The 23184-nt window shown below is 72.4% G+C and carries 17 protein-coding genes; 7 read left to right on the forward strand and 10 right to left on the reverse strand.

Annotated elements, in window-relative coordinates:
- Nucleotides 1–42: 42 nt before the first annotated feature.
- From OG736_RS39135 to OG736_RS39150, 4 genes are all read right to left on the reverse strand, one after another.
- Entirely contained in the window at nucleotides 43–2832 is a 2790-nt protein-coding gene (locus tag OG736_RS39135) for a hypothetical protein (RefSeq protein WP_327186653.1), read from the reverse strand.
- Between the two features lie 177 nt (nucleotides 2833–3009).
- Nucleotides 3010–3423: a Zn-ribbon domain-containing OB-fold protein gene (locus tag OG736_RS39140; protein ID WP_327186654.1), complete on the reverse strand. Its 414-nt coding sequence runs from the start codon at nucleotides 3421–3423 to the stop codon at nucleotides 3010–3012.
- 195 nt (nucleotides 3424–3618) lie between these two features.
- Nucleotides 3619–4341 (reverse strand): TetR family transcriptional regulator, encoded by a 723-nt coding sequence (locus tag OG736_RS39145; RefSeq protein WP_327187830.1) that lies wholly within the window; start codon nucleotides 4339–4341, stop codon nucleotides 3619–3621.
- A 119-nt stretch (nucleotides 4342–4460) separates the two neighbouring features.
- Nucleotides 4461–5309 carry a bifunctional methylenetetrahydrofolate dehydrogenase/methenyltetrahydrofolate cyclohydrolase gene (locus OG736_RS39150; protein WP_327186655.1) on the reverse strand — a complete coding sequence of 283 codons (849 nt, stop codon included), beginning with the start codon at nucleotides 5307–5309 and terminating at the stop codon, nucleotides 4461–4463.
- Between the two features lie 185 nt (nucleotides 5310–5494).
- Here OG736_RS39150 and OG736_RS39155 point away from each other — a divergent pair, with 185 nt between their 5' ends.
- Nucleotides 5495–6322 carry an ATP-grasp domain-containing protein gene (locus OG736_RS39155; protein ID WP_327186656.1) on the forward strand — a complete coding sequence of 276 codons (828 nt, stop codon included), beginning with the start codon at nucleotides 5495–5497 and terminating at the stop codon, nucleotides 6320–6322.
- Between the two features lie 57 nt (nucleotides 6323–6379).
- A complete protein-coding gene (locus tag OG736_RS39160; protein WP_327186657.1) occupies nucleotides 6380–7213 on the forward strand; it encodes a peptidoglycan-binding domain-containing protein in 834 nt (277 codons plus the stop codon).
- Between the two features lie 217 nt (nucleotides 7214–7430).
- Here OG736_RS39160 and OG736_RS39165 read toward each other — a convergent pair whose 3' ends face one another.
- The 6 genes from OG736_RS39165 to OG736_RS39190 form a co-directional block, all read right to left on the reverse strand.
- Entirely contained in the window at nucleotides 7431–9812 is a 2382-nt protein-coding gene (locus OG736_RS39165; RefSeq protein ID WP_327186658.1) for a SpoIIE family protein phosphatase, read from the reverse strand.
- Nucleotides 9813–9913: 101 nt separating this feature from the next.
- Nucleotides 9914–10294, reverse strand: coding sequence for a hypothetical protein (locus OG736_RS39170; protein ID WP_020129043.1), 381 nt, complete (start codon nucleotides 10292–10294; stop codon nucleotides 9914–9916).
- A 303-nt stretch (nucleotides 10295–10597) separates the two neighbouring features.
- The gene (locus OG736_RS39175; protein WP_327186659.1) at nucleotides 10598–11521 is read right to left on the reverse strand and encodes a MurR/RpiR family transcriptional regulator; all 924 of its coding nucleotides are present in this window, start codon (nucleotides 11519–11521) and stop codon (nucleotides 10598–10600) included.
- A 98-nt stretch (nucleotides 11522–11619) separates the two neighbouring features.
- Nucleotides 11620–13278, reverse strand: a complete 1659-nt coding sequence (locus OG736_RS39180) for a glycosyltransferase family 39 protein (protein ID WP_442817125.1) — start codon at nucleotides 13276–13278, stop codon at nucleotides 11620–11622.
- Nucleotides 13279–13374: 96 nt separating this feature from the next.
- Nucleotides 13375–15291: a phosphatase PAP2 family protein gene (locus OG736_RS39185; protein WP_327186660.1), complete on the reverse strand. Its 1917-nt coding sequence runs from the start codon at nucleotides 15289–15291 to the stop codon at nucleotides 13375–13377.
- A 224-nt stretch (nucleotides 15292–15515) separates the two neighbouring features.
- Entirely contained in the window at nucleotides 15516–16424 is a 909-nt protein-coding gene (locus OG736_RS39190; protein WP_327186661.1) for a BadF/BadG/BcrA/BcrD ATPase family protein, read from the reverse strand.
- Nucleotides 16425–16745: 321 nt separating this feature from the next.
- On the opposite strand from OG736_RS39190, the gene OG736_RS39195 reads away from it, so the two are divergent.
- The 5 genes from OG736_RS39195 (at nucleotide 16746) to OG736_RS39215 (ending at nucleotide 23131) form a co-directional block, all read left to right on the forward strand.
- Complete coding sequence (locus OG736_RS39195; protein WP_327186662.1) at nucleotides 16746–17879, forward strand: ROK family transcriptional regulator; 1134 nt, start codon at nucleotides 16746–16748, stop codon at nucleotides 17877–17879.
- Between the two features lie 278 nt (nucleotides 17880–18157).
- A complete protein-coding gene (locus OG736_RS39200) occupies nucleotides 18158–19486 on the forward strand; it encodes an extracellular solute-binding protein (RefSeq protein ID WP_314220065.1) in 1329 nt (442 codons plus the stop codon).
- Nucleotides 19487–19602: 116 nt separating this feature from the next.
- The gene (locus tag OG736_RS39205) at nucleotides 19603–20514 is read left to right on the forward strand and encodes a carbohydrate ABC transporter permease (RefSeq protein WP_028806721.1); all 912 of its coding nucleotides are present in this window, start codon (nucleotides 19603–19605) and stop codon (nucleotides 20512–20514) included.
- The gene (locus OG736_RS39210) at nucleotides 20511–21410 is read left to right on the forward strand and encodes a carbohydrate ABC transporter permease (RefSeq protein WP_327186663.1); all 900 of its coding nucleotides are present in this window, start codon (nucleotides 20511–20513) and stop codon (nucleotides 21408–21410) included. Before OG736_RS39205 ends, OG736_RS39210 begins: the two co-directional genes overlap by 4 nt.
- 2 nt (nucleotides 21411–21412) lie before the next feature.
- On the forward strand, nucleotides 21413–23131 hold the full coding sequence (locus OG736_RS39215) for a hypothetical protein (RefSeq protein WP_327186664.1): 1719 nt from the start codon (nucleotides 21413–21415) through the stop codon (nucleotides 23129–23131).
- The last annotated feature ends 53 nt before the right edge of the window (nucleotides 23132–23184 follow it).

Genomic DNA, 23184 nt, shown 5'->3' on the forward strand with positions numbered 1-23184 from the left:
CGGACCGCGTGGTCCGGGCCCCCTTCGGTCAGCGCGTCCGTACTACGGCGCGTCCACGACCGTTCCCGTCAGCACCGGCCGGTCCGGCAGCGGCTCGGCGTCGTCGTCGGTCAGCGCGAGACGCATCGACTCGGCCGGCTCGGCCACCTGGTCCTTCACCGTGGGCACGGTGAAGTCGACCTCGGTGGTCCCGGCCCGGATGTTCAGCCAGACCCACAGGTTCGCGTCCGACAGCGGACGCTCCGGGTCGGGCACGTCACCGGAGTAGTCCAGCAGCCACTGCGGGTCCACGTCCTTGGTGGACAGCTCGGCGCCCTCGGTGACCGGCAGCACCCGGACCGGCTGCCAGAAGTCCACGTCGGCGGTCTCGGAGAGGGTGATCCGCCAGCTCAGCGACCCGCCCTCGGTCACCCGGTCGGCGACCGGAGCCAGGGTCACCTTCGGCGCCGGGTCGTCGTTCTGCACCGTGACCCCGCCCCGGTAGGAGCCGACGACGGCGCCGCGCACGGCCTTCACGAGAAGGTCCTGTGTCACGTCGTAGGCGAAGCGGGTGTCGCCCTTCACCACGATCGGCACGTCGATCGGCGTGCTGCCGGGCCGGACCGTGACCACCTTCTCCGTGGCCTCGAGGGTCTCCGGGTCGACGACGTAGAAGCGGACCCGGCCGCTGCCGTGCCCGGACACCTGGACCGGGACGTGGTAGGTGCGGGTGCCGGAGTCGCCCTCCTTGGCCGTGATCCGGCCGATGTCGACCCGCGGCAGCGCCGCCGCCCTGACCGCCGGTGTGCCGGGGGCCCAGCCCCAGGCGTCCATGAACCACGCCTGTCCGGACCCCGAACGCGGAGTCAGCGCAAGGGACTTGACGTGCCTGAGATCGAGGCCCGCGCGGGTGGCGGAGGCAAGCGGGACACGCAGCTCGCGGGCCCAGTACGAGGCGGTGCGGTCGGAGCCCGGCAGGCCGTCGACCGTGACCCGGCCGAGCGAGGCGCGGCGGCCGGCCGCGTCGGTGACGGACACGTCCAGCTCGGTGCCGGTGGTGTTCGGCGGCACGAAGACCCGCAGCGCCAGGCTCTCGGCGCCGGAGAGGGAGACCGGAGCGAGGGAGCGGATCGTCGTCGGTGTGCCCGGCGCGGACCACTTCAGCGCGACCGCGCTCTTGCCGGAGTCCTTCTCCAGGTCCCACCAGCCGAAGTGCGGGGACATCCCCGTGGCGTCGGCGTCCAGACATGACCTGGCCGGGTCGGGGTCAGCCCAGCACACCCGGCCGCCGGTCACCTCGACGCCGCCGTCGGGCACGAAGCCGCCCGTGCGGCGGGCGCCGACCGCGTGCGTCAGGACGCGGGCCGGGTCGGCGGAGGGCGCGCGCTTCCCCGTGCCGTCGAGCAGCGGGCGCACCCGGTCGTCACCGGCGACGAACAGCCGGGCCGCGGCGGCGATGTAGGTCGCGCCGGCCCGGTGCTGCTGGTCGGCGGTCAGCCGGGTGGGGGCACCGGTGGAGCAGACCGGGTCGGGCTGCTGCGCGTCCGGGTCCTCCCAGAAGTCGTCGAAGGACGGCGCCACGGCCTTGCCCGGCGTCCACTCGGTGTTGAAGAAGTTGTGGTTGGCGCCCACCATGTAGACCGCGCTGTGCAGGGCCTTGCCGTTGCTGATGCCGCGCGTCCCGTCGAGGTACGTCTCGCCCTCGAGATCGGCGACGTCGCCGTCGCAGCCGGGCAGGATGGTCGCGGAGGGGACGTCGGCGACCGGATTCTGGCCGAAGATCGTCGGTCCGACGAGCACGGTCCCGCGGATCTTCCAGCGGACCGGGCCCCGGTAGCCGTCCTGCGCGGCGGGCGGCGGGTACAGGCTGTCCAGGGCGGCGCGGTTGACGCCCTCGCCGCCGCGCGAGTGGCCGACGAGCAGGACACGGGAGAGGTCGGCCTTCGTCGCGTCGGGCACCGACGCCGGGGCGTGGCCCGGGTGCGCGGCCCAGTCGGCCCACGTGGCGAGGTGCCGGCGCACCAGCGAGGAGCGCGCCTGCGCACCGCCGTCCTCGGCCTCGCCGTCCTGGCCGTTGATGCCGTTCGCGGAGATCGACACCGTGACGTAGCCCTGCGAGGCGAGGAGCTTCTGGTCCTCGAGGTAGCCCCGGTAGCTCGGGATCGACTTCATGCCGGCCGGGCAGGGCCAGGAGATGTCGAAGTCGTCGCTGCCCGGCTGGTAGCAGGTGGTGTGCCGGCCGTGCAGGAACAGCGCGAGGGGCCGCTTGCCGGTGGTCCCCTTCGGTGCCACCACGACGGCTTTCATCTCCACCGGTTGGGCGAATCCCGGCAGCTTCACCGGGGCGAGGTCGTACTCGCCGCTGACCGTGCGGTACGCGCCCGGCCTGCCGGGGTCGACGGAGTTGGCGGGAGCCGGAGCAGGGGTCCGGGCCGGAGGCTGCTCGGCGGTGAGGGAACGCTGTTCACCTGGGGCGGAGTTGCCGGCGGCGGTGTCCAGCCGGCGCCCGCCGGCCAGCACCCGCAGGTCCTTCAGGGGGGCGTCCCCCGCGTCGGCGAGGGAGAGCCGGAACGTCCGGCCGTCCTTCTCCGTCTTCGGTACGCCGAGCAGTCGGTCGCCCGAGCGGAACTCCACGCGGGCGTCGCCGAGGGGCACGGGCGTGGGCGACCGCCAGACCAGCGCACGCGCGGTGCCCTCCCCGCCGACCTGCCATCCCTGCGGCAGCGCGGTGTCGGCGGTCGTGGTCGACGGTCTTGTCTCGGCAGGCTGTCGGGCTTGTGCCAGTCCCGGTGTTCCCGCCAGGGCCGCGAGCGCGGCCACGGCGGTGACACCTATTCGCCGGGCACGGATCAAGGTCCACTCCTCAACACTCGGAGCGCGGGGCCCCGTCCGTATCGGGAGCCCCTCGCGCCCCGAAGGAAGCGAAAGCACCTCTGTGGGTTGCCTGTGACCGGGAATCAGGTCCGCGGAGCGCAAAGATCCGGACAGCGGGGATCCGCTGTCCGGACTCGGACCGGTGACGCGAAGGTTCTAGTGCCAGGCCCGGAACGGCTCGTCGAGGAGCTGGAAGACCGGCTCGCCGCGTACCGGGTCCTTGACCGTGGACAGCCGGACGCGGTCGCCGCTGTGGATGCCGATGAGCGGGCCCATGACCCGGCCGCGTACGACGAACCCCTCGGCCATCTCGACCAGGGACACATTGCGGGCGGCGGGGGTGTTGCGGTTCACCACCGTGGCGTGACGGACCGTGCCGGCGCCCTCGCTGCGCTCCGTGCGCAGGTCGCTGCCCTGACACACCGGGCACAGCAGCCGGTGGTACATGGCGGTGCCGCACCAGGTGCAGCGCTGGAAGAGGATCGTGTCGCCGTCGGTGTTCGCGCGGTCGAGGACGCCCGCCGCGGAGCCGGCGGCCTGCTGAACGGCGTTTCCTGAGTAGTGGTACACGCGGGTCAACTCCCTGCACTCGGCCGGAATCCACGTGCCCGGCCGACCCGTGCACGCACGTGCCCGGTCAGCCGTGCCACCGTGCACGCCCACAGCGTATGGCACTCAGTGCCACTCGTAAAGGCACTGCGTACCCACAATATTGAGGGGGTTCGGCGGGGGTCCAGCGAGGGTCCGGCGGGGGTGCCGAGGGGTTCACTCCCGTCCGAGGGTCGTCTCGATCTCCTGCACCACACGCCACAGCGGTGCCCCGCGCCGGGAGACCACCACGACGACGTCGTCCGGCAGCTCGTCGGCGGGCGGCATCGGGAGCGACGGGAACGCGGGACGGGCCGTGGCTGTGGTGGATGCCGGGGCGGTCGGGGGTGCGCCGAACGCCGACTGCACGTACCCCAGCGCGTGGTCCACGGTCGTGCTCGCGTCGCCCTGTCCGGCCGAACGCAGCCAGGAGCGCAGGGCGTTGTTGTGCGCGGCGACCACGGCGGCCGCGATCACGTCGGCGTGCAGGTTGCCGTCGGGCCGGCCGGTGAAGCGGCCCCGGAGGTACTCGGCGAGGGCGCGCTCGTAACGCCAGACGACCGACAGCTCGTACGCCCGCAGCCCGGGCACCTGCTTGGTGAGCCGGTAGCGCTGCACGGAGAAGGAAGGGTTCTCGGCGTACATCAGCAGCACGAGCCGGGCGGCGTCACAGACGCGGCGCACCGGCTCGTGCTCCCGGCCGCTCGCGGCGAGGAAGGCCGTCATGTCGGCGAGGCACCGCTCGTGGTCGGGGAAGACCACGTCCTCCTTGGAGGGGAAGTAGCGGAAGAAGGACCGCCGGCCGACGCCCGCCAGGGCAACGATGTCGTCGACGGTGGTCTGCTCGTAGCCCCGCTCCAGGAACAGCCGGAAGGCCGCCGCGACCAGGGCGTCCCGCATGGGCGGTTTGGCCTCCGCCTTGTGAGTGGCGCTCATGGACGCGAACGTAACACCTGATCGGCGCCGATGGCACTCAGTTCCCTCCGTCGGGGAACCGAGTGCCCGGCACCGGGTGCCGGTCACATCCGCTCGGCGGCCTCGACCACGTTGGTCAGCAGCATCGCGCGCGTCATCGGCCCGACCCCGCCGACCGGCGGCGAGAAGGACCCGGCGACATCGCTCACGTCGGGGTGGACGTCGCCGAGGATGCCCTCGACCGTGCGCGTGAGGCCGACGGAAAGCACCGTCGCGCCCGGCTTGATCCAGTCGGGCCTGACCAGGTGGGCCACTCCGGCCGCGGCCACCACCACGTCCGCCTCCCGGGCGTGCGCGGCCGTGTCCTGGGTGGCCTCGTGGCACAGGGTCACGGTGGCGTGCTCGGTGCTGCGGGTCAGCATCAGGCCCAGCGGCCTGCCCACCGTGACACCGCAGCCGATGACGCAGAACTGCTGGCCCGTGATCTCCACCCGGTTGCGCCGCAGCAGGTCGATGATGCCGCGCGGGGTGCAGGGCAGCGGGCCCGGGATGCCCAGCACCAGCCGGCCGAGGTTGGTCGGGTGGAGTCCGTCGGCGTCCTTGACCGGGTCGATCAGCTCCAGCACGGCATGGGTGTCGATATGGGCCGGGAGCGGGAGCTGCACGATGAAGCCGGTGCACGTCGGATCGGCGTTGAGCCGCAGCACGGCGGCCTCGACGTCGGCCTGGGAGGCGTCGGCGGGGAGTTCCACGCGGATCGAGGCGATGCCGACCTGCGCGCAGTCGCGGTGCTTGCCGCCGACGTAGGAACGGCTGCCCGCGTCGTCGCCGACGAGGATCGTACCCAGCCCCGGATGGATGCCCCGCTCCTTCAACGCCTGGACGCGGAGGGCGAGTTCGCTCTTGATGTCGGCCGCGGCGGCCTTGCCGTCGAGCAGTGTTGCGGTGGTCACGGGAGTCGACGAGCCCTTCGGGAGAAAAACGACGGTCCTGTCATCGTACGACCCGCGCGCCCACCGCCCCTCGGGAGTCCCGGGGGCCGCGGCCGTCCCTCCGGCCGCGGCGGTCCCGCCCCGGACCGCCCGCACGCCGTCTGACGTAGCCTTTCCGCACCGTTCGACCGTCATCAGGAGACCGCATGTCCGCCGCCCGCCCCCGTCTCCTCTACGTCACGGACCTGGCCTACCAGGCGCGCGGGCGCCGTTACTGCGACGAGGACGTCTTCCTCACCTCCCGGCTGCGCGCGGAGTTCGACCTGGCCCTGTGCCACCCGCTGGACGCGGCCGCCCTGATGCACTCCTTCGACGGCGTCGTCGTCCGCAACAGCGGCCCGGTCCTGGGCTACCGGAAGGAGTACGAAGCCTTCCGGGAGCGCGCGCTCCACGACGGCGTGCGCGTCTACAACCCGCTCACCGGCCGCGCCGACATGGCCGGCAAGCAGTACCTCCTCGACCTGAGCGCCGCGGGCCACCCCGTCATCCCCACCGTCGACCGCCCCGAGGACCTGCACCGGCTGCCCGACGCCGAGCGGTACGTCGTCAAGCCCAAGCTCGGCGCCGACTCCATAGGCCTGCGGATCCTCCCGCCCGACGCGCTGCCCGCCCTGGCCGACGGCTCGGTGCTGGTCCAGCCGTGCGTCGACTTCGCCTACGAGGTGTCCTTCACCTACATCGACCACGACTTCCAGTACGCCCTGTACGCACCGCATCCCGACCGTCGCTGGCAGCTGGAGCCCTACCGGCCCACGGTGCGGGACCTGGAGTTCGCCCGGCGCTTCATCGACTGGAACGGCCTCGCGCACGGCATCCAGCGCGTCGACGCCTGCCGCGCCCCCGACGGCGAACTGCTGCTGGTCGAGCTGGAGGACCTCAACCCGTACCTCTCCCTCGACGCCCTGGACGAGGCCGGACAGGACTCCTTCGTCGCCGCGACGAAGCGTTCCCTGCACCGTTTCCTCGCGGGCTGAACCCGTCCGCCCGTCCGCCCGTATCTCTCCTGGGGGACCCACGGGAGGGAGACGAGTGTGCCGACACCGGACGAACCCGGAAAGCCGCACGAACGCCCGGTCCTGGAACCCATCCGGGTCCTGCGACCGCGCAACACCGACGCCCTCGCGGAGCTGTTCCGCGAGATGGCCGAACTGACCCAGGACCCGGACGCCTACGAGGCGATACCCCTGCGGCCCGAGGCGGCCGGGGACGACGCGGAGACGGAGGAGCTCCCGCCGCTGGACCCCCGCACGGCGACCACGGCCACGACCGCGCGGACGACCACGCCGACGCCACGCGGCGGCCGGGACTGGGCGAGTGAGCACGGCGGCCCCCGGCCCCTGCCCGGCGGCGACGGCCCCGGCGGCCGCAGAGGCGCGGCGCGGGAGCGGAGCGGATCGCGGGCCGCGCCGGTGGCGGACGGTGCGCGGGCCCGCGCCCGCACCGGGTCCGGCGCGGGTGTGCGACGCGGCGCCATCACGGTCGGCGTGTGCGCGGCAGCCCTCGTCGGCTTCGCCTGCGCGCTGCTGCTGCCGGGCCGGGGCGGTGAGGCCGCGGCGCAGACGACCCCGCCGACGGCGGCCACGCCTTCCCCGGCCGCCACCGCGAGCGAGTCCGTCGACCCCGACGGAGCCGGCACCCTGCGGGAGGGGGACAGCGGCGCCGAGGTGACCGACCTCCAGCAGCGCCTGCTGCGCATCCCGGACGTGTACGCCGACGGCCCCACCGACGGCCGTTACGACACCGTTCTCACCGAGGCCGTGGCGCGGTTCCAGCTCTGGTACGGCATCCGCGGCGACGAGAGCGGCGTCTACGGCGACGACACCCGTCGCGATCTGGAGTCCCGTACCGCCTCGTCCGGCGGATGACCGGGTAAAGCCTCGGGAACGGGCCACGGCCGGGCGGTGTGTCGCGTGTCACCATGGACGGCGGGTCGGCGCGCGTTCGGCACCCCGGCCCGTCGAGCCGAAAGCCGTCCGCATGAGCGTGTCCCGCATCCCGGGTCTGGTGCTGCCCGTCGTGTTCCTGCTGGCCGTCGTCGTCGGGGCGCTGTGGTACTGGCGGCACCGCGACGACTGAGCCGTCCTACCGCTCGGCGTCCGCCGGCACCCGGATGTCGAGCACGCACACGTCGTCCCGTCCCTCGGGTTCCAGCGTCGCGCCGAGCAACTGGTCCAGCGAGGCGGGTGCGGCCCCGGTCCGGGGTACGGCGGCCCTGGCCAGTCGCTCCAGGCCGCGGTCGATGCTCTCCGAGGGCCGCTCCACCAGACCGTCGGTGTAGAGCAGGATCTGGTCGCCGGGTTCCAGGCGGACCTCCGCCGCCTCGTAGCGGGGCGCGTCGGTCGCGCCGAGCAGCATCCCGAAGGGGCGCTCGAGGTAGTGCGCCTCACCGGCGCGCACCAGCAACGGCGGCGGGTGGCCGGCCTGCGCCCACTCCAGCCGCCGTTCGCGCGGGCTGTAACGGGCCAGCATCATGGTGGCCGAGCCGTGCGGGTCGCGGGAGTGCAGCAGCAGGGCGTTGAGGCGGCTGAGTGCTCCGGTCAGCGTCGAACCCGTGATGACCATCCCCTTGGCGGTGAACCGCAGCAGGGCCATCGAGGCCACGGCGCCCATACCGTGCCCGGCCACGTCACCCACCACGAACAGGGCGTCGCCGTCGGGCAGTTCGATGGCGCTGAACCAGTCGCCGCCGACGCTGAGGCCCGACTGCGCGGGCAGGTAGGCGATGTCGACGCGCAGCCCGGCCAGCCGGACGGGCTCCTTCGGCAGGGGCAGCAGCGCGTCCTGCAGCCGGGCGGCCACCAGGCGCTCGGCCTCGAGCACCCCGTGCTGGGTGAGCATGGCCCGTTCGCTCGCGACGAGGGCGAGTTCGGCGCTGCGCTGCGCGGTGAGGTCCTGCACGAAGCCGTGCACCTCGACGGGCGTGCCGTGGGCGTCCGAGACGGCCTCGGCGACCACCCGCAGATGCCGGACGCCGGCCGGGGTGGCGATCCGGAACGGCACGTCGCACGGTCGCCCGTGCCGCACCAGCTCGCCGACGGCGCGGGTGAGCGCCGGCTGGTCCTCGGGGGAGGCCAGGCGCGGCAGCCCGGAGAGCGGGACGGCACCCTGTGCGGCATCGCGCTCGAAGATGCTGAAGACCTGGGAGGACCAGTTCCCCTCGCCCGTGTCCAGGTTCCAGGTGGCCCAGCCGAGGTTGCCCAGCCGCTGCACGTCCGCCAGCCGCTGCTCCTGCCGGTCGGAGGGATCGTGCCGGAGCCAGCTGACGACCAGCCCGTCGCCCGACCGCATCACCCGCGCCGAGCAGGTGGCCGGCTCGCTGACCCCGGACACCATCTGCTGCCGGGCGAACGGCTCGCTCTCGTACGGCCGTTCGTCGGCCAGCACCTGGAGGCACCCCTCCCACAGCGGATCGCGGGCGACCTCCGGCCAGCACTCCAGGAAGCGCAGGCCGACCAGCTCGCGCCCGCTGCGGCCCACGGCGTCGGACGTCACGCTGGTCGCGGCATCGATGCGGAAGTCCTCGACGTCCCCCGACGTGGAGCGCAGCGGGGCGAGGAGCACGGCCGCGACGGGCAGCCGGTCGAGCACCGTCTGCACGGCGTCGGCCGCCTCGGCGGCGGCGGGGTCCGGCCGGGCGCCGAACGTGCGCAGCGGGCCCGCGCACAACTGGGCGACGGCCAGCAGGTGTTCGCGCACCGGGGGTGAGAAGGCGCCCTCGCGGTGGCGCAGGATCCCGAGCACGACGTCGGCCGACTCGCCGGTCACCACCGGCAGCCAGGCCCGGGACGGCCACCGCTCGGGCGGGTTCCCGATCAGCTGGTACCGCTTGCCGTCCTGCGGGGCGTCCTCCAGCCAGCGCGGCTGCCCGGCGGTGAGGGCGTCCAGCGCGGCGATCCCGCTGACCGGCGGCACCCGGCTCCACTGTGCGGCCAGCGTCCTGTCGATACCGGCGTGCCCGGTGAGCTCCAGCCCGCCGCCCGGCCGCCGAGCGAAGATCATCACGGCGCCGGCGCCCACGTCCACGGCGAGCCGGTCCAGCAGACACCGGGCGAGATCGTGCGGGGTGCCGGCACGGACGAGGGCCCGGCGCAGGCGGCCGAGGGCCGCGGCGTCGATCTCGTCCGGGGCCTCCCCGGGCGTGGTCCTCCGTGCGGGGGGTCCGGCCGGAGTCGGCTCGGCGGCGCCGTGCGGCCGCCCGGAGAGCGCGCCGAGGCTGATCCGGCATTCCTCGAGCAGCGTCCGGTTCCCGGCCTTGGCCCGCTGCTGAAGCTCCTCCTGCGCGGCGTCCGGCGAGCAGCCGAGCTGTGCCATCACCGCGCCCTTGGCGCGCTCCAGCACGGCCGCGATGGCCGCCAGATCCTGCAGCCGGTCCAGCTCCGCGCGCTGCCGCGCCACGACCCGGGTCAGTGCCGCCACGTCGGGCGCGTCGCCGGACTGTGCGGGCAGGGCGGGTTCGCTCGTCACGCCTTGAGCATGGCACATCGGGATGACTTCGATCGGGGTCTTGCGGCAACGCTCCCGCCAGGCGTGATACCCGTCGGGGAGATGCGAACGGATCTTCCCGTTCAGCGTCCGGAGGTCTGCTCGACCAGGGCCTGGGTGACCGCTCGGACGCTGCGGGCGATGTGCTGCAACTGCATGACCTCGGCCGCGTACATTTTGATCGTGTGCTCGATGACGGACTCGGGCAGGCCCAGCCGGGGCAGGTCGGCGCGGGCGGTCTGGAGGGCGGTGCGGGCCACCCGGACCTCGTTCTGGACCTGGATCTGCGCGTGACGGGCGAGCAGTACCGGGTGGCGCAGCAGCGCGGGGTAGCTCGCGTAGCGCGCGGGCACCAGCTCGCGCAGCCACTTGGCCGCCGAGCGCTCCCAGTCGTAGCTGCCGGGAGTCTTGACCTGGCACGGCCAGTCCGAGCTGATGCGCGTCGTCGTCAGGGTCATGATCATCGCTTCCGGTGTTGGCGTCGTGACGGTGGTCCGACGGTTCGGGGCGGCCCCGGCCCAGGGGAAGACCGGGGCCACCACGGGCGCTCGCGCAAGCGATGCCCCGAACACCCTGGGCGCCGACGCGGGTAGGGGACGGCGGCTTCGGGTGCCCGTACATGAGCCCTTGGCGGGCGGATGCGGCCGTGAGCAGTATTTATATATGCCGACTGCTTTGCAAGACGTATGAAAACATTCATGCGCGAAATGCCCGCAATGATCCCTCTGTGTATTGCCGGGGGAGGGGGGTGGCCTTCGGGAGGCCGGTCACTCACGCAGGAAGAAATGGTGCTGCTCGGCGATCTGCTCGTACTCCTCGAGCCGCGCCTGGGTGCGTTCGGGGCCCGCGTCGGTCATGGCCTGGAGCAGCGCCGCGGCCATCACGCCGGGAGCGGCGTAGGAGTCGAAGACCAGGCGGGAACCGGTGCCGGTGGCGAAAGTGGCGTCGGCCTCGTCGGCCACCGGCCCCAGCGCCAGGTCGGTGATCAGCGCGACCTTGAGACCGGCGCTGCGCGCGACCCGTACGGCGGTCAGCGTCTCCTGCGCGTGCCTCGGCATCGAGAACGCCAGCACCCAGGTCCCGCCCGCCTCCCGGGACTGCAGGAGCGCGTCGTAGGCGACGCTGCCGCCCCGGGTCACCAGCCGCACGTCCGGGTGGACCCGGCGGGCGGCGTAGGCGAAGTACTCGGCGAGCGAGACGGAGATCCGCAGCCCCAGGATGGTCAGCGGCGTCGACTGCGACAGCTTGCGGCCCACGTCGATGACCCGGTCCGGGTCGGCGAAGTCGCGCCGCAGGTTCTCCAGGTTCTCGATCTCCGCCTCGACCGCCGCCTGAAGCTCGTTGCTCCTGTTCACCTCGGCCGCCGCCGGACCGCCGGCCAGGGCGCCCAGCGCGATCGACTGGAGCCTCTCCCGCAGCGCGGGATACCCGCTGAAGCCGACCGCCGCGGCGAACCGGGTCACCGAGGGCTGGCTGACCCCGACACGGTCCGCGAGGTCGGTGATCGACAGGAACGCCGCCTCGGTGATGTGCTCGATCAGATACTGGGCGATGCGCCGTTGCCCCGGGGACAGATGGGGTCCGTCGAAGAGCGCCCTGAGCCGGGAGGTCGGGGACACCTCCGTCTCCGGACCGGTTCTGCCCGAGGTGATCGCGGATGCCTGTGCGCGTGCCTGTTGCGGCGATGGCACCGGTGCGCCTCCTTTGTCTTCCACGGGCTCAACATACTTCAGGGACCGCGCCCGACAGGGTGGGTGAAGACGCCCCTCGCGCACCCGGTGATCGTGGATTACCGCCGGTACAGCGTGATCGAGTCGCCGACCTCGTCGACCGGCCGGCTGGAGCGCAGCAGCACGTCCAGCCCGTCCCTGGCCTCGGCGACCGCGGAGTCCGACACGACCAGCAGCCCGTGCACCTTCTCCGGCGGCACCCGCCTCGGGTCGGAGGCCTCGATGCCGTAGTAGGCGGGCACCCCGCTGCCCTTGTACACGAGCCACACCCGCTCGCCCCGGTAGCGGCCGTGCAGCCGGTCCGCCAGCCGTCCGAGGTCCTGGCCCCAGTCCACGTTGGAGTCGTGCAACCGCAGATGGGTCCCGGCCGGCCCGCCGAACGCCTCGTTGGAGTACGGCAGGTAGTAGGGATACGTCCGCAGCGAGCTGACGGCGACGAACACCGTCAGCGCACCCACCACCACGGGGGTCCACCGCCGGCGCACCACCAGGAGGCACCCCGCGGCCACCGCGAGGAACATCGGCAGGAAGACGGCGTACCGGGTCCCCAGGTCCCGTGCCCCGGTCATGGCCGAGGCCAGCAGCACGGCGGCCGGGACCAGCACGTACGGCGCCGCGGGCCGCAGCCGTCGCAGCACGACCATCGCGACCGCCCCGGCCGTCCACAGGGCGAGCATGCCGAGCGGAGTCTTCACGACCAGGGCGACCGGCAGGTAGTACCAGCGGGCGCCGGAGTACCGGTGCCCGAACAGGAAGCCCTGCCACGACCGGTTCTCCAGGCCGAACTGGATCCGCATGCCGTCCCGGTACGCCTCGGGGAAGGGCAGCATCCGGACGAGGTGCCCGTGCAGGCCGTGCACGACGGGCACATGGGTCGCCCCGGCATCCCAACGCAGCAGCGGATCGACCGCGAGATACGCGGCCCAGACCACCGCGACGCCGGTCACCGTCACCACTCCCGCCGCCCGCAGCGCCCGCCGGGCGTCGCGGGGCCGCCGGGCGCACACCGACAGCGCCGCCAGGGCCGCCAGCACGGGGACCGCGGGCAGCGTGCTCATCTTCGTGGCGAGCGCCGCGCCGAGCGCGGCCCCGGCGAGCGGCAGGTACCGGCGCGCCCCGCCGTCGCGGGCCCGCCACAGCAGCCACACCGAGGTCAGCAGGAAGCCCGCCGCCGGGACGTCGAGCGTCGCCAGCGAGCCGTGCGCGACGACGTCGGGGGAGAGGGCGTACAGGGCCAGTGCCGTCAGCGCGGGCGCGGGCCCGGCGAGGTCACGGGTGAAGGCGAACACCACCAGGCCGAACAGCAGGGTCAGCGCGATCACCGGCAGCCGGGCCCACAGCATCAGCCGCCAGGGGTCGTTGCCGGACTCGTAGAGGAGGTGACGGCCCGCCGCCTCCTGGGTGCCGGTGAACCACGGATCGACGTGTGGGCGGGCGAAAGCCACCCCGACGGCGACGACGAGTTTGCCGAGGGGCGGGTGCTCCGGGTTGAGCCGCACCCGGTGCTCGTGGAGGTACCCGGCCGCCGCGGCGACGTACACCGGCTCGTCGATGGTCGGGGTCTGCCGTACCGCCGTGGTGACCATCGCGACGGCCATCTGGGTCAGCAGGACGGCCACCAGGGCCGGGACCAGCAGACGCCGGCGGGCCGACCGCGCGGGCCGCGCCGGCTCCGCGTCGGGGGTGGTCTCCAGGACCGGATGCGGTTGGGTTGCCATCGTCCGTCCTGCGGTGACACCGGCCGGGCGGCGGCCGGAGCCGGTGCGCAGCCGCCTCGGGGGCTCGCTGCGCACCGGCTCCCGCCGCGAAGGGTGTTACCGCTTCAGGAGTCGTACCGACAGACCGTCTGCCGTGTACACGGGTACGGCGCGCAGGCTGTCGGAGTTCAGCTCGACGCGGTCGAACTGACCGCGCAGCGCCGAGGCGTCGATCACCGGGACCGTCGTCCCCGCGGCCGGCGGCCGGTCGGCGTCGAGGCGCAGCGACAGCACGGCGCCCCGGTCCAGCCGGACCCGCCCGGACACCGTGAGGACGGGCCCGTGGTGCCCGCGCAGCGTCAGGTCCAGCACGGCGCCGGACTCCTGGGCCCACGCGCCCCGCACCCGCACCGGGGCGTCCGCGCGCAGCGTGCCGCCGGTCAGCCGCACATCGCCCTGGCCGAGAGCGCCTGCGTGCCCGGCGACAAGCACGCCCTCCGCCAGCACGGTGCCGCCGTGGTAGCGGTTGTGCCCGGTCAGGGTGAGCGTGCCCGAGCCGCGCTTGGTGAGACCGCCCTCCCCCTCGATGTCGTGGCGCCAGACGTCGGCCGCGTCGAAACCGCCCTTCGACGCGTCCAGCGTGACCGTGACGTCGGAGTCGAAGGCGCCGTACCCGTCCGCCGCGGCGAACAGGTTCAGCCGGCCCCACTGCTCGAAGCCGTCCAGCAGGACGTACCCGGAGGGCAGCGCGGTCGTGCGCAGCACCTCGCGGCGCTGGGCGGCCGTCAGATACGGCTGTCGGGTCTCCAGCAGCACCTCGGCGCCCTTGGGCACGGTGAGGGGAGTCTTGCGGCCCTGGCGCTCGAGCACATAGGTCAGGCGGGGCTCGTTGGCCCGCGCGTTGGCCTCCCGGTCGGCGTACGGGTCCGAGGCGTCGGAGTGCGCGTAGGCGGACAGGGTGTCGGCCGTGGTGCCGGTCTTCTCGGTGAAGTAGGCCAGGGCCTGGGCGCGGGCGGCCGCCTTGAGGGCGGCGTTGGCCGGGTCGGCGAGCGCGGCGGCGGCGAGGGCGGTGGCCATGATGCGGCCGCCGAGGACGTCCACGGTGGAGTGCATGCCGGAGACGATCCGGGTGTGGCTGAGTTCGAGGGCGCGGGTCACCAGTTCCTGGAACCGCTCGGGCACGGCGTACGCGAACGCCAGCGACGCCAGGTGGAAGGCGTTGGTGTGTCCGCTGGGGAAGCCGCCGTCGTCGGTCGCGGAGGTACCGCGCTGACGCAGCAGCTGCGGGACGACGACCACCTTCGAGTCGTACACGGGGAAGCCGAGGGCATCGGTCTTCCCGGTGTCGACGACCTCGCTGTTCTCGTTCATGCGCCACGGACGCGGGTACTGGAAGGCGTACTTGCCCGGGTTGCCGGAGGCGAACGGGCCGCGCACGGTGTCGACGAGCTTGGCGACCTGGCCGAGGTCGGAGGTGTAGGAGCCCGCGCCGATGGCGGAACCGGCGGGCGCGTCCGCGGGCACGGCGTCACTGATCGTGGTGGCGGGAGTGGTGTCCGGCGCGCTGGTGATCGACGTGACGGCCTTGGCGCCGGTCCTGTAGAGATCCGTCAGCGGACCGAGCCCGGCGATCATCGCGTAGCTCTGGTGCTGACGGTCGTAGACGAACGCCTGCCGGCCCGCGGCCTCGGTGCGGGAGCGGGTGATCGCGATGCAGTAGCGCATGTTGGCGCGCAGTATCTCCGGGCGCAGCGGGGTGCCGGTGTTCCAGGCGGCGCCGGTCTTCCACACCTGGGCGAAGCCGCCCAGGATCCGCACCACGGCGTTGGTCTCGGGCGTGAGGTTCGCCGTGACGTTCGTCTTGTAGTCGTCGACGAACGGCAGCGGGCCCGTGGCGGCCTTGGCGTCGGCGGCGCCCAGCCAGGAGACGAGCGTCGGAGCGGCCACCAGGGCCGCCGAGCCGCCGAAGGAGACCTTCAGGAAGCGCCTTCTGTTCACGGCCGAGGGGGTGGACTGCCCGGCGGGTGACGGCATGAGTGTGCCTCTCTCGAGTTCTTCGGCCGTGCGGCCGGGGAAGACGTGCGGGATACCTGCGGTGATACGTGCGGGGTACGTGCGATCGGGTGCGACTCTTCTGTCTTTTGACGACGTGTGAGCCGGAAGACGCGTACGAGCGAAGATCTACGGCCGAGTCGTGTCGCTTCCGCGATGACCCGGCGACCGGTGTGTGTCCTGCGGGTGAACGAGAGGCCCGCGCCTCACAGGAGGGCGCGCGCCGACGCCACCGCGCCCTCGACCGGCGGCACGGTGAGCGGCTGGGCCCGCGCCCCCGGCACCACGTCGGCGAGCGCGGTGGCGAACGCCTCGTAGAGCGCCGGCTGGCCGAGCACCGTGCCGCCCGCCACGACCACGTCGTCGACCGCGACACCGCGTGCGGCGAGGCGGGCGACGAGCCCGGCGAGCTGCGCACCGGCCTCGACGATCACGGAGCGGGCGAGCGCGGAACCGTCGGCCGCCGCCGCGAAGACGGCGGGCGCGTGTCGTCCCCACTCGGCGGAGGCGTTCGAGGCGCCCTCCAGAGCCGCGCCGAGCGCCGGGACCTCGGGCACGCCGAAAGCGGCGAGAAGGCCCCGAGCCAGGGCTCCGGGTTCCTCGCCGCGGTCGTGGGCCGCCCACACGGCCCGGGCCGCCTCGCGGACCAGACCGGCGGCGCCGCCCTCGTCGCCGAGGACCGCGCCCCAGCCGCCGACCTGGACGGGGTCGCCACCGGGCAGCCGGCCCACCGCCACCGAACCGGTGCCGGCCACGAGGCCGACGCCCTTGTCGAGTCCGGCGGCGGGCACGAGCAGCTCGGCGTCGCCCACCACGCGCGCGGGCACACCGAGGGAGAGCTGAAGGGCATCGCGGATCTCCGCGCACTGGCGTGGTGTCTCGCAGGCGTGGGCGCCCACGGCGACCGCGGCAGGGCGTGCGCCCTCGGGCAGCGTCTCGTGGACGAGGCGGGTCAGCCATCGTGCGGCGGCCGCCGTGTCGTGCGGCCGCCAGCCGGTGCTGGTGCGGACGTGGTCGGTCACGACGGCGTCGCCCGTGAGGGCGCGGAGATGGGTTTTGGTGCCGCCCACGTCGACGCCGACCACGAGGGCGGCCGGGGGTGGAGAGTCCTGCACGGATCCTCTTTCGTCGTTGCTGCGTGGAGCTGCGACGGCGGGCGAACCGTGTCTGAGGGATTGCGGATCGGTGAACTAGGGAAGCCCCGGGACGGGCTTCTGACGAGCACGGCAGGCGAGTACCGTGAAGTTCGTTAGGAAGTTAACTAACGAAGTACAGTGCGTCAAGAGTAATCGCGCACTCGACCGTCCAGGCTCCCGTCCGGGCCGCCGCGGGACGGGAACGCGCGACGTCGGAGCATCCCATCGCCGCAGCCCGCCGAGACGATCGGTCCGGGCGCGCGGCCCTGTACCCGTGTGGGGGAAACTGTGGAACTCGACGTGGCGGAAGCCCCCCGCCTGACCGAGAGCGCGAGTGCGGTGTTCGCCGTGCTGGCCCAGGCGGGCAGCGCGACCCGGCCGCAGCTCGCGAGCCTGGCGGGCCTGTCCAAGCCGACGGTGTCCGCCGCCGTGGCGGAGCTGGAGAGCGCCCGGCTCGCCACGCACTCCGGGACCTCCTCCAGCGGCACCGGGCGTTCCGCGGCCGTCTACTGTCTCGGTCCTGCCGCCGGGGCCGTCCTCGCCGTCGACCTGGGCCCCGCCCTCACCCGGGTCCGCGGCTGCGCCCTGGACGGCTCCCTGCTCGCGGAGGCGACCGCCTCCCGGACGGATGCCGCCGACGCCGTGCGCGAGGCGCTCACCGCGCTGCCCGCCGGCCTTCCGCTGCGCAGCATCGTCGTCGCCGTCGGTGACGTGGCCGCGCGGGACCGGCGGGGCAGCGGAATGCGCCCGGCGACCGCCAAGGCGGGCCCGGTCTTCGACGCCATGGCCGTCGCGCTGCCACCGGGCGTGCCCGTCCACCTGGAGAACAACGTCAACTGCGCCGCGCTCGCGGAGCTGCACGAGGGGGCCGCGCGCGGCCGGCACACCTTCGGCTATCTGCGGATCGGCGTGGGCATCGGCCTCGGCATCGTGGTCGGCGGCTCGGTGCTGCGCGGCTCGAACGGCGCCGCCGGAGAGCTGGCCCGGCTGCCCTACCCCTGGGACGACGGCCGTGAGCCGCGCCAGGAGGCCCTGGAGGAGTACATCGGGGCACGTTCCCTGCTGCGCCGGGCCGCGGCGGCCTGGCAGGGCACCGACGGCCCCTGCCCGCGCACCACCGAGCGGCTCTTCGCCCTCGCCGGGGAGGGCCGTGCCCCGGCCCGCGAGGTCGTCGACCGCCATGCCGCGGACGTGGGCCGACTGGCCGCCGCCGTGACCGCCGTGCTGGACCCGGGCCTGATCGTGCTGGGGGGCAGCACGGGCGCCGATCCGCGGCTCCTGCCCGGTGTGCGGGCCGAGCTGGCGCGGCTGAGCTGGCCCACCGAGGTGGTCAGCAGCACGGTCGGGGACAGCGGCACCGTCGCGGGTGCCGCGCGACTCGCGGTCGCCCGGGGAGTCCAAACCGTGACCGATGCCGCGCGGGCCAAGGATTGACGGCCCGCGACTCGGTCTGCCAATGTCCGGACAAGCGCTTTCTAAGTCGGCCGGGACGCCGGCTTGGGTTGAGCATCCCGCCCGTACGTGAAGTACGGCAGCCGCACGAGGGCGTGCTTGTGCGACGACGGCCCTCATGGCCGGGGATCCCACCCGTTGAGGCGACGCGGCCGGGCGAGGCCGACGCCATCGGAAAGCAAACCTTCCTGCAAAATGCACCCGTGCCGCTTCGGTCGGCGCCGTGCTCCGTCCCCTACGACGAAAAAAAGGGATCGAAGATGACCACTGTGGGTGTGCGGCGCTCCCGCCGACTCGGCCGCGGCGGCATACGCCGCCTGGTTCCGCTCGCTGCCGGGGCCGCGGCAGGTGCCCTGCTTCTCTCCGCCTGCGGGTCGGGGTCCGACTCGGGCGGGACCTCCAAGTCGCTGACGTTCTGGATCTCCACGGTTCCGGGGCAGGACGCGGGCTGGAAGGCGTCGGTGGCGGCGTACAAGAAGGAAACCGGCGTCAACGTCAAGCTCGTCAACATCCCGTACGACGGCTACGACGCGAAGCTGCGCAACGCCGCTCAGGCGAGCTCCCTGCCCGACGTGGCGGCGGTGCCGAAGATCGACCCGATCTGGTCGAACAAGCTGCTCGACCTCGGCTCCATCGCCAACAACAAGACCAACAAGATCAACGCCAACTTCGTCGCCAAGGACTCGTCCGGGAAGGTGCTGTCCATCCCCTCGGACGTCACCGCGTCCGGCATGTTCATCAACAAGTCGCTCTTCGACAAGGCCGGCGTCTCCTACCCGACCTCGCCCTCCAAGACCTGGACCTGGACCGAGTTCATCAAGGCGGCGAACGAGGTCCGGGAGAAGACCAAGGCCAAGTACTCCCTGACGTTCGACCAGTCGCCGTCCAGACTCCGCGCCATGGTGTACGAGATGGGCGGGCAATACATGCACGCCGACTCCTCCGGCAAGTTCTCGGCGGACGAGGCGACCAAGAAGGCCGTGAACACCTTCGTCGGCTGGAACGACGACAAGACCATGCCGAAGTCGGTGTGGACCAGCGGCGCCGACCCGTCGGCCATGTTCCAGAGCGGTGACGTCGTCGCCTACTGGTCCGGTGTGTGGCAGGTCGCCTCCTTCGCGGAGAGCGTCACGAAGTTCGAGTGGGCGAGCGTCCCGACCCCCGCCGAGCCGGTGCAGGCCAGCGACGTCAACAGCGGCGGCATGGTCGTGGGCTTCAACAACAACAGCGACGCGGCCACCGCCGCGAACAAGTTCATCTCGTGGCTGTACGAGCCCGAGCACTACAAGGCGCTGTGCGAGGCATCCGGGTTCCTGCCGGTCGAGAGCGGCCTGAACCCGACGTACCCCTTCAAGTCCGAGGCGGCGCAGGCGGCGTTCAAGCTCTACAACGAGTCGATTCCGCTCTACGCCCCCGTCTCCGGCTACTTCAACGTCGCGCAGACGAACTGGGCGCTGAACGGCAAGAGCCTCACCGACGACCCGACCAAGGCGGAGATCGGCAAGGCGATCAACGGTGAGCAGTCGGCCGACAAGGCCCTGGAGAACATCGTGGCCGGCTACAACCAGCAGGTCGGCGGCGTGAAGTAGGTCCCAGGTCCGGGCGGCGGTGCGAGCCGCTGCCGCCCGGACCTGGACGTCCGCGTGATGCCGGGCTCATGGCGTGAGCCCACCGCAATCCCATCCACCAGCACGGAGTCAGGAAGATGACAAAACGAGCCTCGGACGTGTCCGTGAGCCCGCCCAGGAGCCGTAGTAAGTACACCCTTGCGCCGCTCGTCCTCATCGCGGCCAATGTCGTGCTCTTCGCGCTGTTTTTCGTCTGGCCGGCGGTGATCGGGCTCGTTTACTCCTTCACGAACTACACGGGCGTGGGGTCGTTCCAGTTCGTCGGACTGGACAACTACCAGAAGCTGCTCGGGGACTCGACCTTCTACGACGCGACGACCCGGACGCTGCTGTACACCGTGCTCTTCGTTCCGCTGAACTTCGTGCTGTCGCTGCTCATCGCCAACGTGCTGGTGAGCAAGCACGCCAAGGGTGCGTCGGTCGCCCGGCTCTTCTTCTTCATCCCGTGGCTGCTGTCGCCCATCATCGTGGGTGTCCTGTGGCGATGGCTGTTCGGTGAGAACTTCGGACTGGTCAACTACCTCATCGAGAAGCTCGGCGGAAGCGCCGTTCCGTGGCAGTCGAACGCGGACCTGTCACTGATCGTGGTCGTGGTGGCGGCCGCCTGGGCCTGGACGGGCTTCTCGATGCTGCTGTTCATCGCGGCGATCAAGAACGTGCCGACGTCGTACTACGAGGCGGCGGCGCTCGACGGCGCCGGTCCGTGGCGCCAGTTCATCAGCATCACACTGCCGAGTATCGCGCCCACCTCCTTCATCGTCATCCTGCTCAACACGATCCACGCGATGAAGGAATACGCGGTGTTCGCCTCCCTCAACAGCGGCGGACCCGGAACGTCGAACAATCTGCTGGTCCAGTACATCTACCAGACGGGGTTCAAGGCAGGCCAGATCGGCTACGCGAGCGCCGCGTCGTTCGTGCTCATGCTCATCCTGATGGGCGTCGCGGTCATCCAGATGATGGTCAACCGGCGGGTGGAGAACCGATGACAACCACAGACATGCCGCGCAAGGTCGACGACTCCGTACGGGCCGTCTCCAAGAAGAGGTCCCGCGGGTCGGCGACCGGCGGGCTTCGGCGCGCGATTGCCCCGACGACTCTGCTGTGGGTCCTGGCGGGCCTCTACGGGATCCCGGTGCTGTGGTTCGTCCTCAGCTCCTTCAAACCGGCGGGAGACCTGTTCTCCCTTCCGCTGACGGTGCTCCCGCAGAACCCCACCGTGTCGGGTTACAAGGAAGCGTGGGCAAGCGCCAACTTCGCCCAGTACTTCATCAACACGACCCTCGTCTGTGTGATCGCGACGATCCTCACGGTGGGAGTCAGCTGCTGCACCGGGTACGCGCTGGCCAAGTACGACAACAGATGGCTCAAGGCCTTCTTCCTCTGCATCCTGGCCACCACGATGCTCCCTGCCGAGGTCATGCTCGCCCCGCTGTTTCTGGTGGTCCGCGACCTGGGCTTCTACAACTCGCTCGCCGGCATCATCCTCCCGGCTCTGCTCACCGCGACCGGGTGCTTCATGTTCCGCCAGTTCTTCCTGACGGTCCCCGACGAGCTCATCGAGGCCGCCCGCATCGACGGCGCCAAGGAGCTGTCGATCTTCCTGCGGATCATGGTGCCGCTCTCCCGGCCCATCATGCTCACGCTCGCCATCCTGTCGTTCCAGTGGCGGTGGAACGACTACATCTGGCCGCTGCTGATGCTGAACGACCCCGAGAAGTTCACCGTGCAGATCGGCATCCAGAGCCTCGTAGGGGCGCAGAACATCAACTGGTCGGTGCTGCTCGGCGGTTCGGTCATCTCCATGATCCCGCTGATCGTCGTCTTCCTGGTGTTCCAGAAGTACGTCATGAACGCCGACATCAACGCCGGACTGAAGGACTGACCTTGCCCACCCCGCTCGACCACGAGTTCGTCCGCGCGGTGGCCCGCGCCGCCGACCGGCAGGCCGTCCCGTTGGCGGCCCGCCCGGACGAGGAACCCGCCGGTGTAGCGCACCGTGGTCTGGCGCGGCGGGTGAAAACCCTGGTCGCGGCATACCGTTCCCCGGACTCGGCACTGCACGGCAGCGGACAGGCCGTCGCCGCCACCCTGACCCACCTCCGCGCCCTGCGGGCCGCGCAGACACCCACCGGCCTGTTCGCCGGCGGCGACAACGTGCAGTCACCCCCGGACTCCGCGTTCACCGTCAACGACGTGTGCGACTCGCACGTCCTCGCCGCGGGCGCCGGGCCGGAACTGCGCGAGGTCACGGCCGCGCTCGCCGAGATCGCCGGCGCCGCCGCCGGCAGTCTCCTGACCGGCGGCGTGCACACCCCGAACCACCGCTGGGAGCTGTCGGCGGCACTGGCCCGGCTGCACCGGTCGTTCCCGGACGACCGGCTGCTCGCCCGCGTCGAGGAGTGGCTCGCCGAGGGCGTCGACATCGACGCGGAGGGCCTGTACTCGGAACGCAGCGCCAACTACGCGGCCCACGTGTCCAACCCGTCGCTGCTCCTGCTGGCCGATGTGCTCGGCCGCGCCGACCTGCTGGACGCCGTCGAACGCAATCTCGCCACCACCTTGGACCTCATCAGGCCGGACGGCACGGTGGAGACCGTCCACTCGCGACGGCAGGACCAGAACCACCCGTTCCCGCTGGCGCCCTACCTGCCGCACTACCGGCTGCTCGCGATCCGCACCGGCCGGGGCGACTTCGGCCGGGCGGCACGGCTCGCGGCCGCCGGCGGCATCGACGACCCCGACCTGCTCGCCCAGACCCTCCTCACCCCGGACCTGTGCCGCGCCCTGCCTGCACCGGCCGTGGAGACACTGCCCCGAGACCGGTACCTCACCACCGCCCGTCTCGCCGCACGCGCCTCGGCCACCGCGCACACGGTGGTGTACGGCGGCTCCGACGTGCCCGCGCACCGGCGCATCCGCTCGGGCCTCGCCTGCAACCCCACCTTCCTGCGCCTGTTCGCGGGCGACGCCGTCCTCGACGCGGTCCGGCTCTCACGGGGATTCTTCGACCTGGGCCCGTTCCGCGCCGCCGAGATGCACCGGCTCGCCGACAACCGGTACCTGCTCTCCGAAACCCTCACGGCCGCCTACTACCAGCCGCTGCCGCCGGACCGGCGACGGGACGACGGCGTCTACCGGCTGGCGGACGAGGGACGCTTCTCGGGCGCGATGGCCTTCCCGGACCGGCCTCGGGACGAGGTCTCCCACACGACCCGCGTCGAGGTGGACCTGCGGGAGGACGGTGCGGACCTGCGGATCGACATCAGCGGGCCACGGGTGCCCTGGGCGCTCGAACTGACCTTCCGGCCGGGTGGCGTGCCGGAGGGCGCCCTGCCGATCGGCGACGGGCGCTGGTGCCTGACGACCGGGCCGATGACCTACCGGGTCGGCCACGACGAGATCCGGGTCGAGGCCGACGTCGAGGCAGGCGAACCGCTTGCCGGGCCGGACCGGAGCGACGTACTGCGGTACGACCCGGGCCAGGACTGCACCGTGGTGGGCGGCACCGATGCGACGACCGGGAACCGCGTCTGCATCGGTGGACTCGGCCCGCACACACTGACCCTCGCACTGCGCGTCCGCCGGCCCGCACCTGTCGGGTGACTCCGACGACCCACGCCATGGCCATCTCAGGCATGAAGGGCTGATCCCCGTGG

Origin of the sequence: Streptomyces sp. NBC_01334, assembly GCF_035983595.1 — a bacterium.
Taxonomy (GTDB): domain Bacteria; phylum Actinomycetota; class Actinomycetes; order Streptomycetales; family Streptomycetaceae; genus Streptomyces; species Streptomyces coriariae.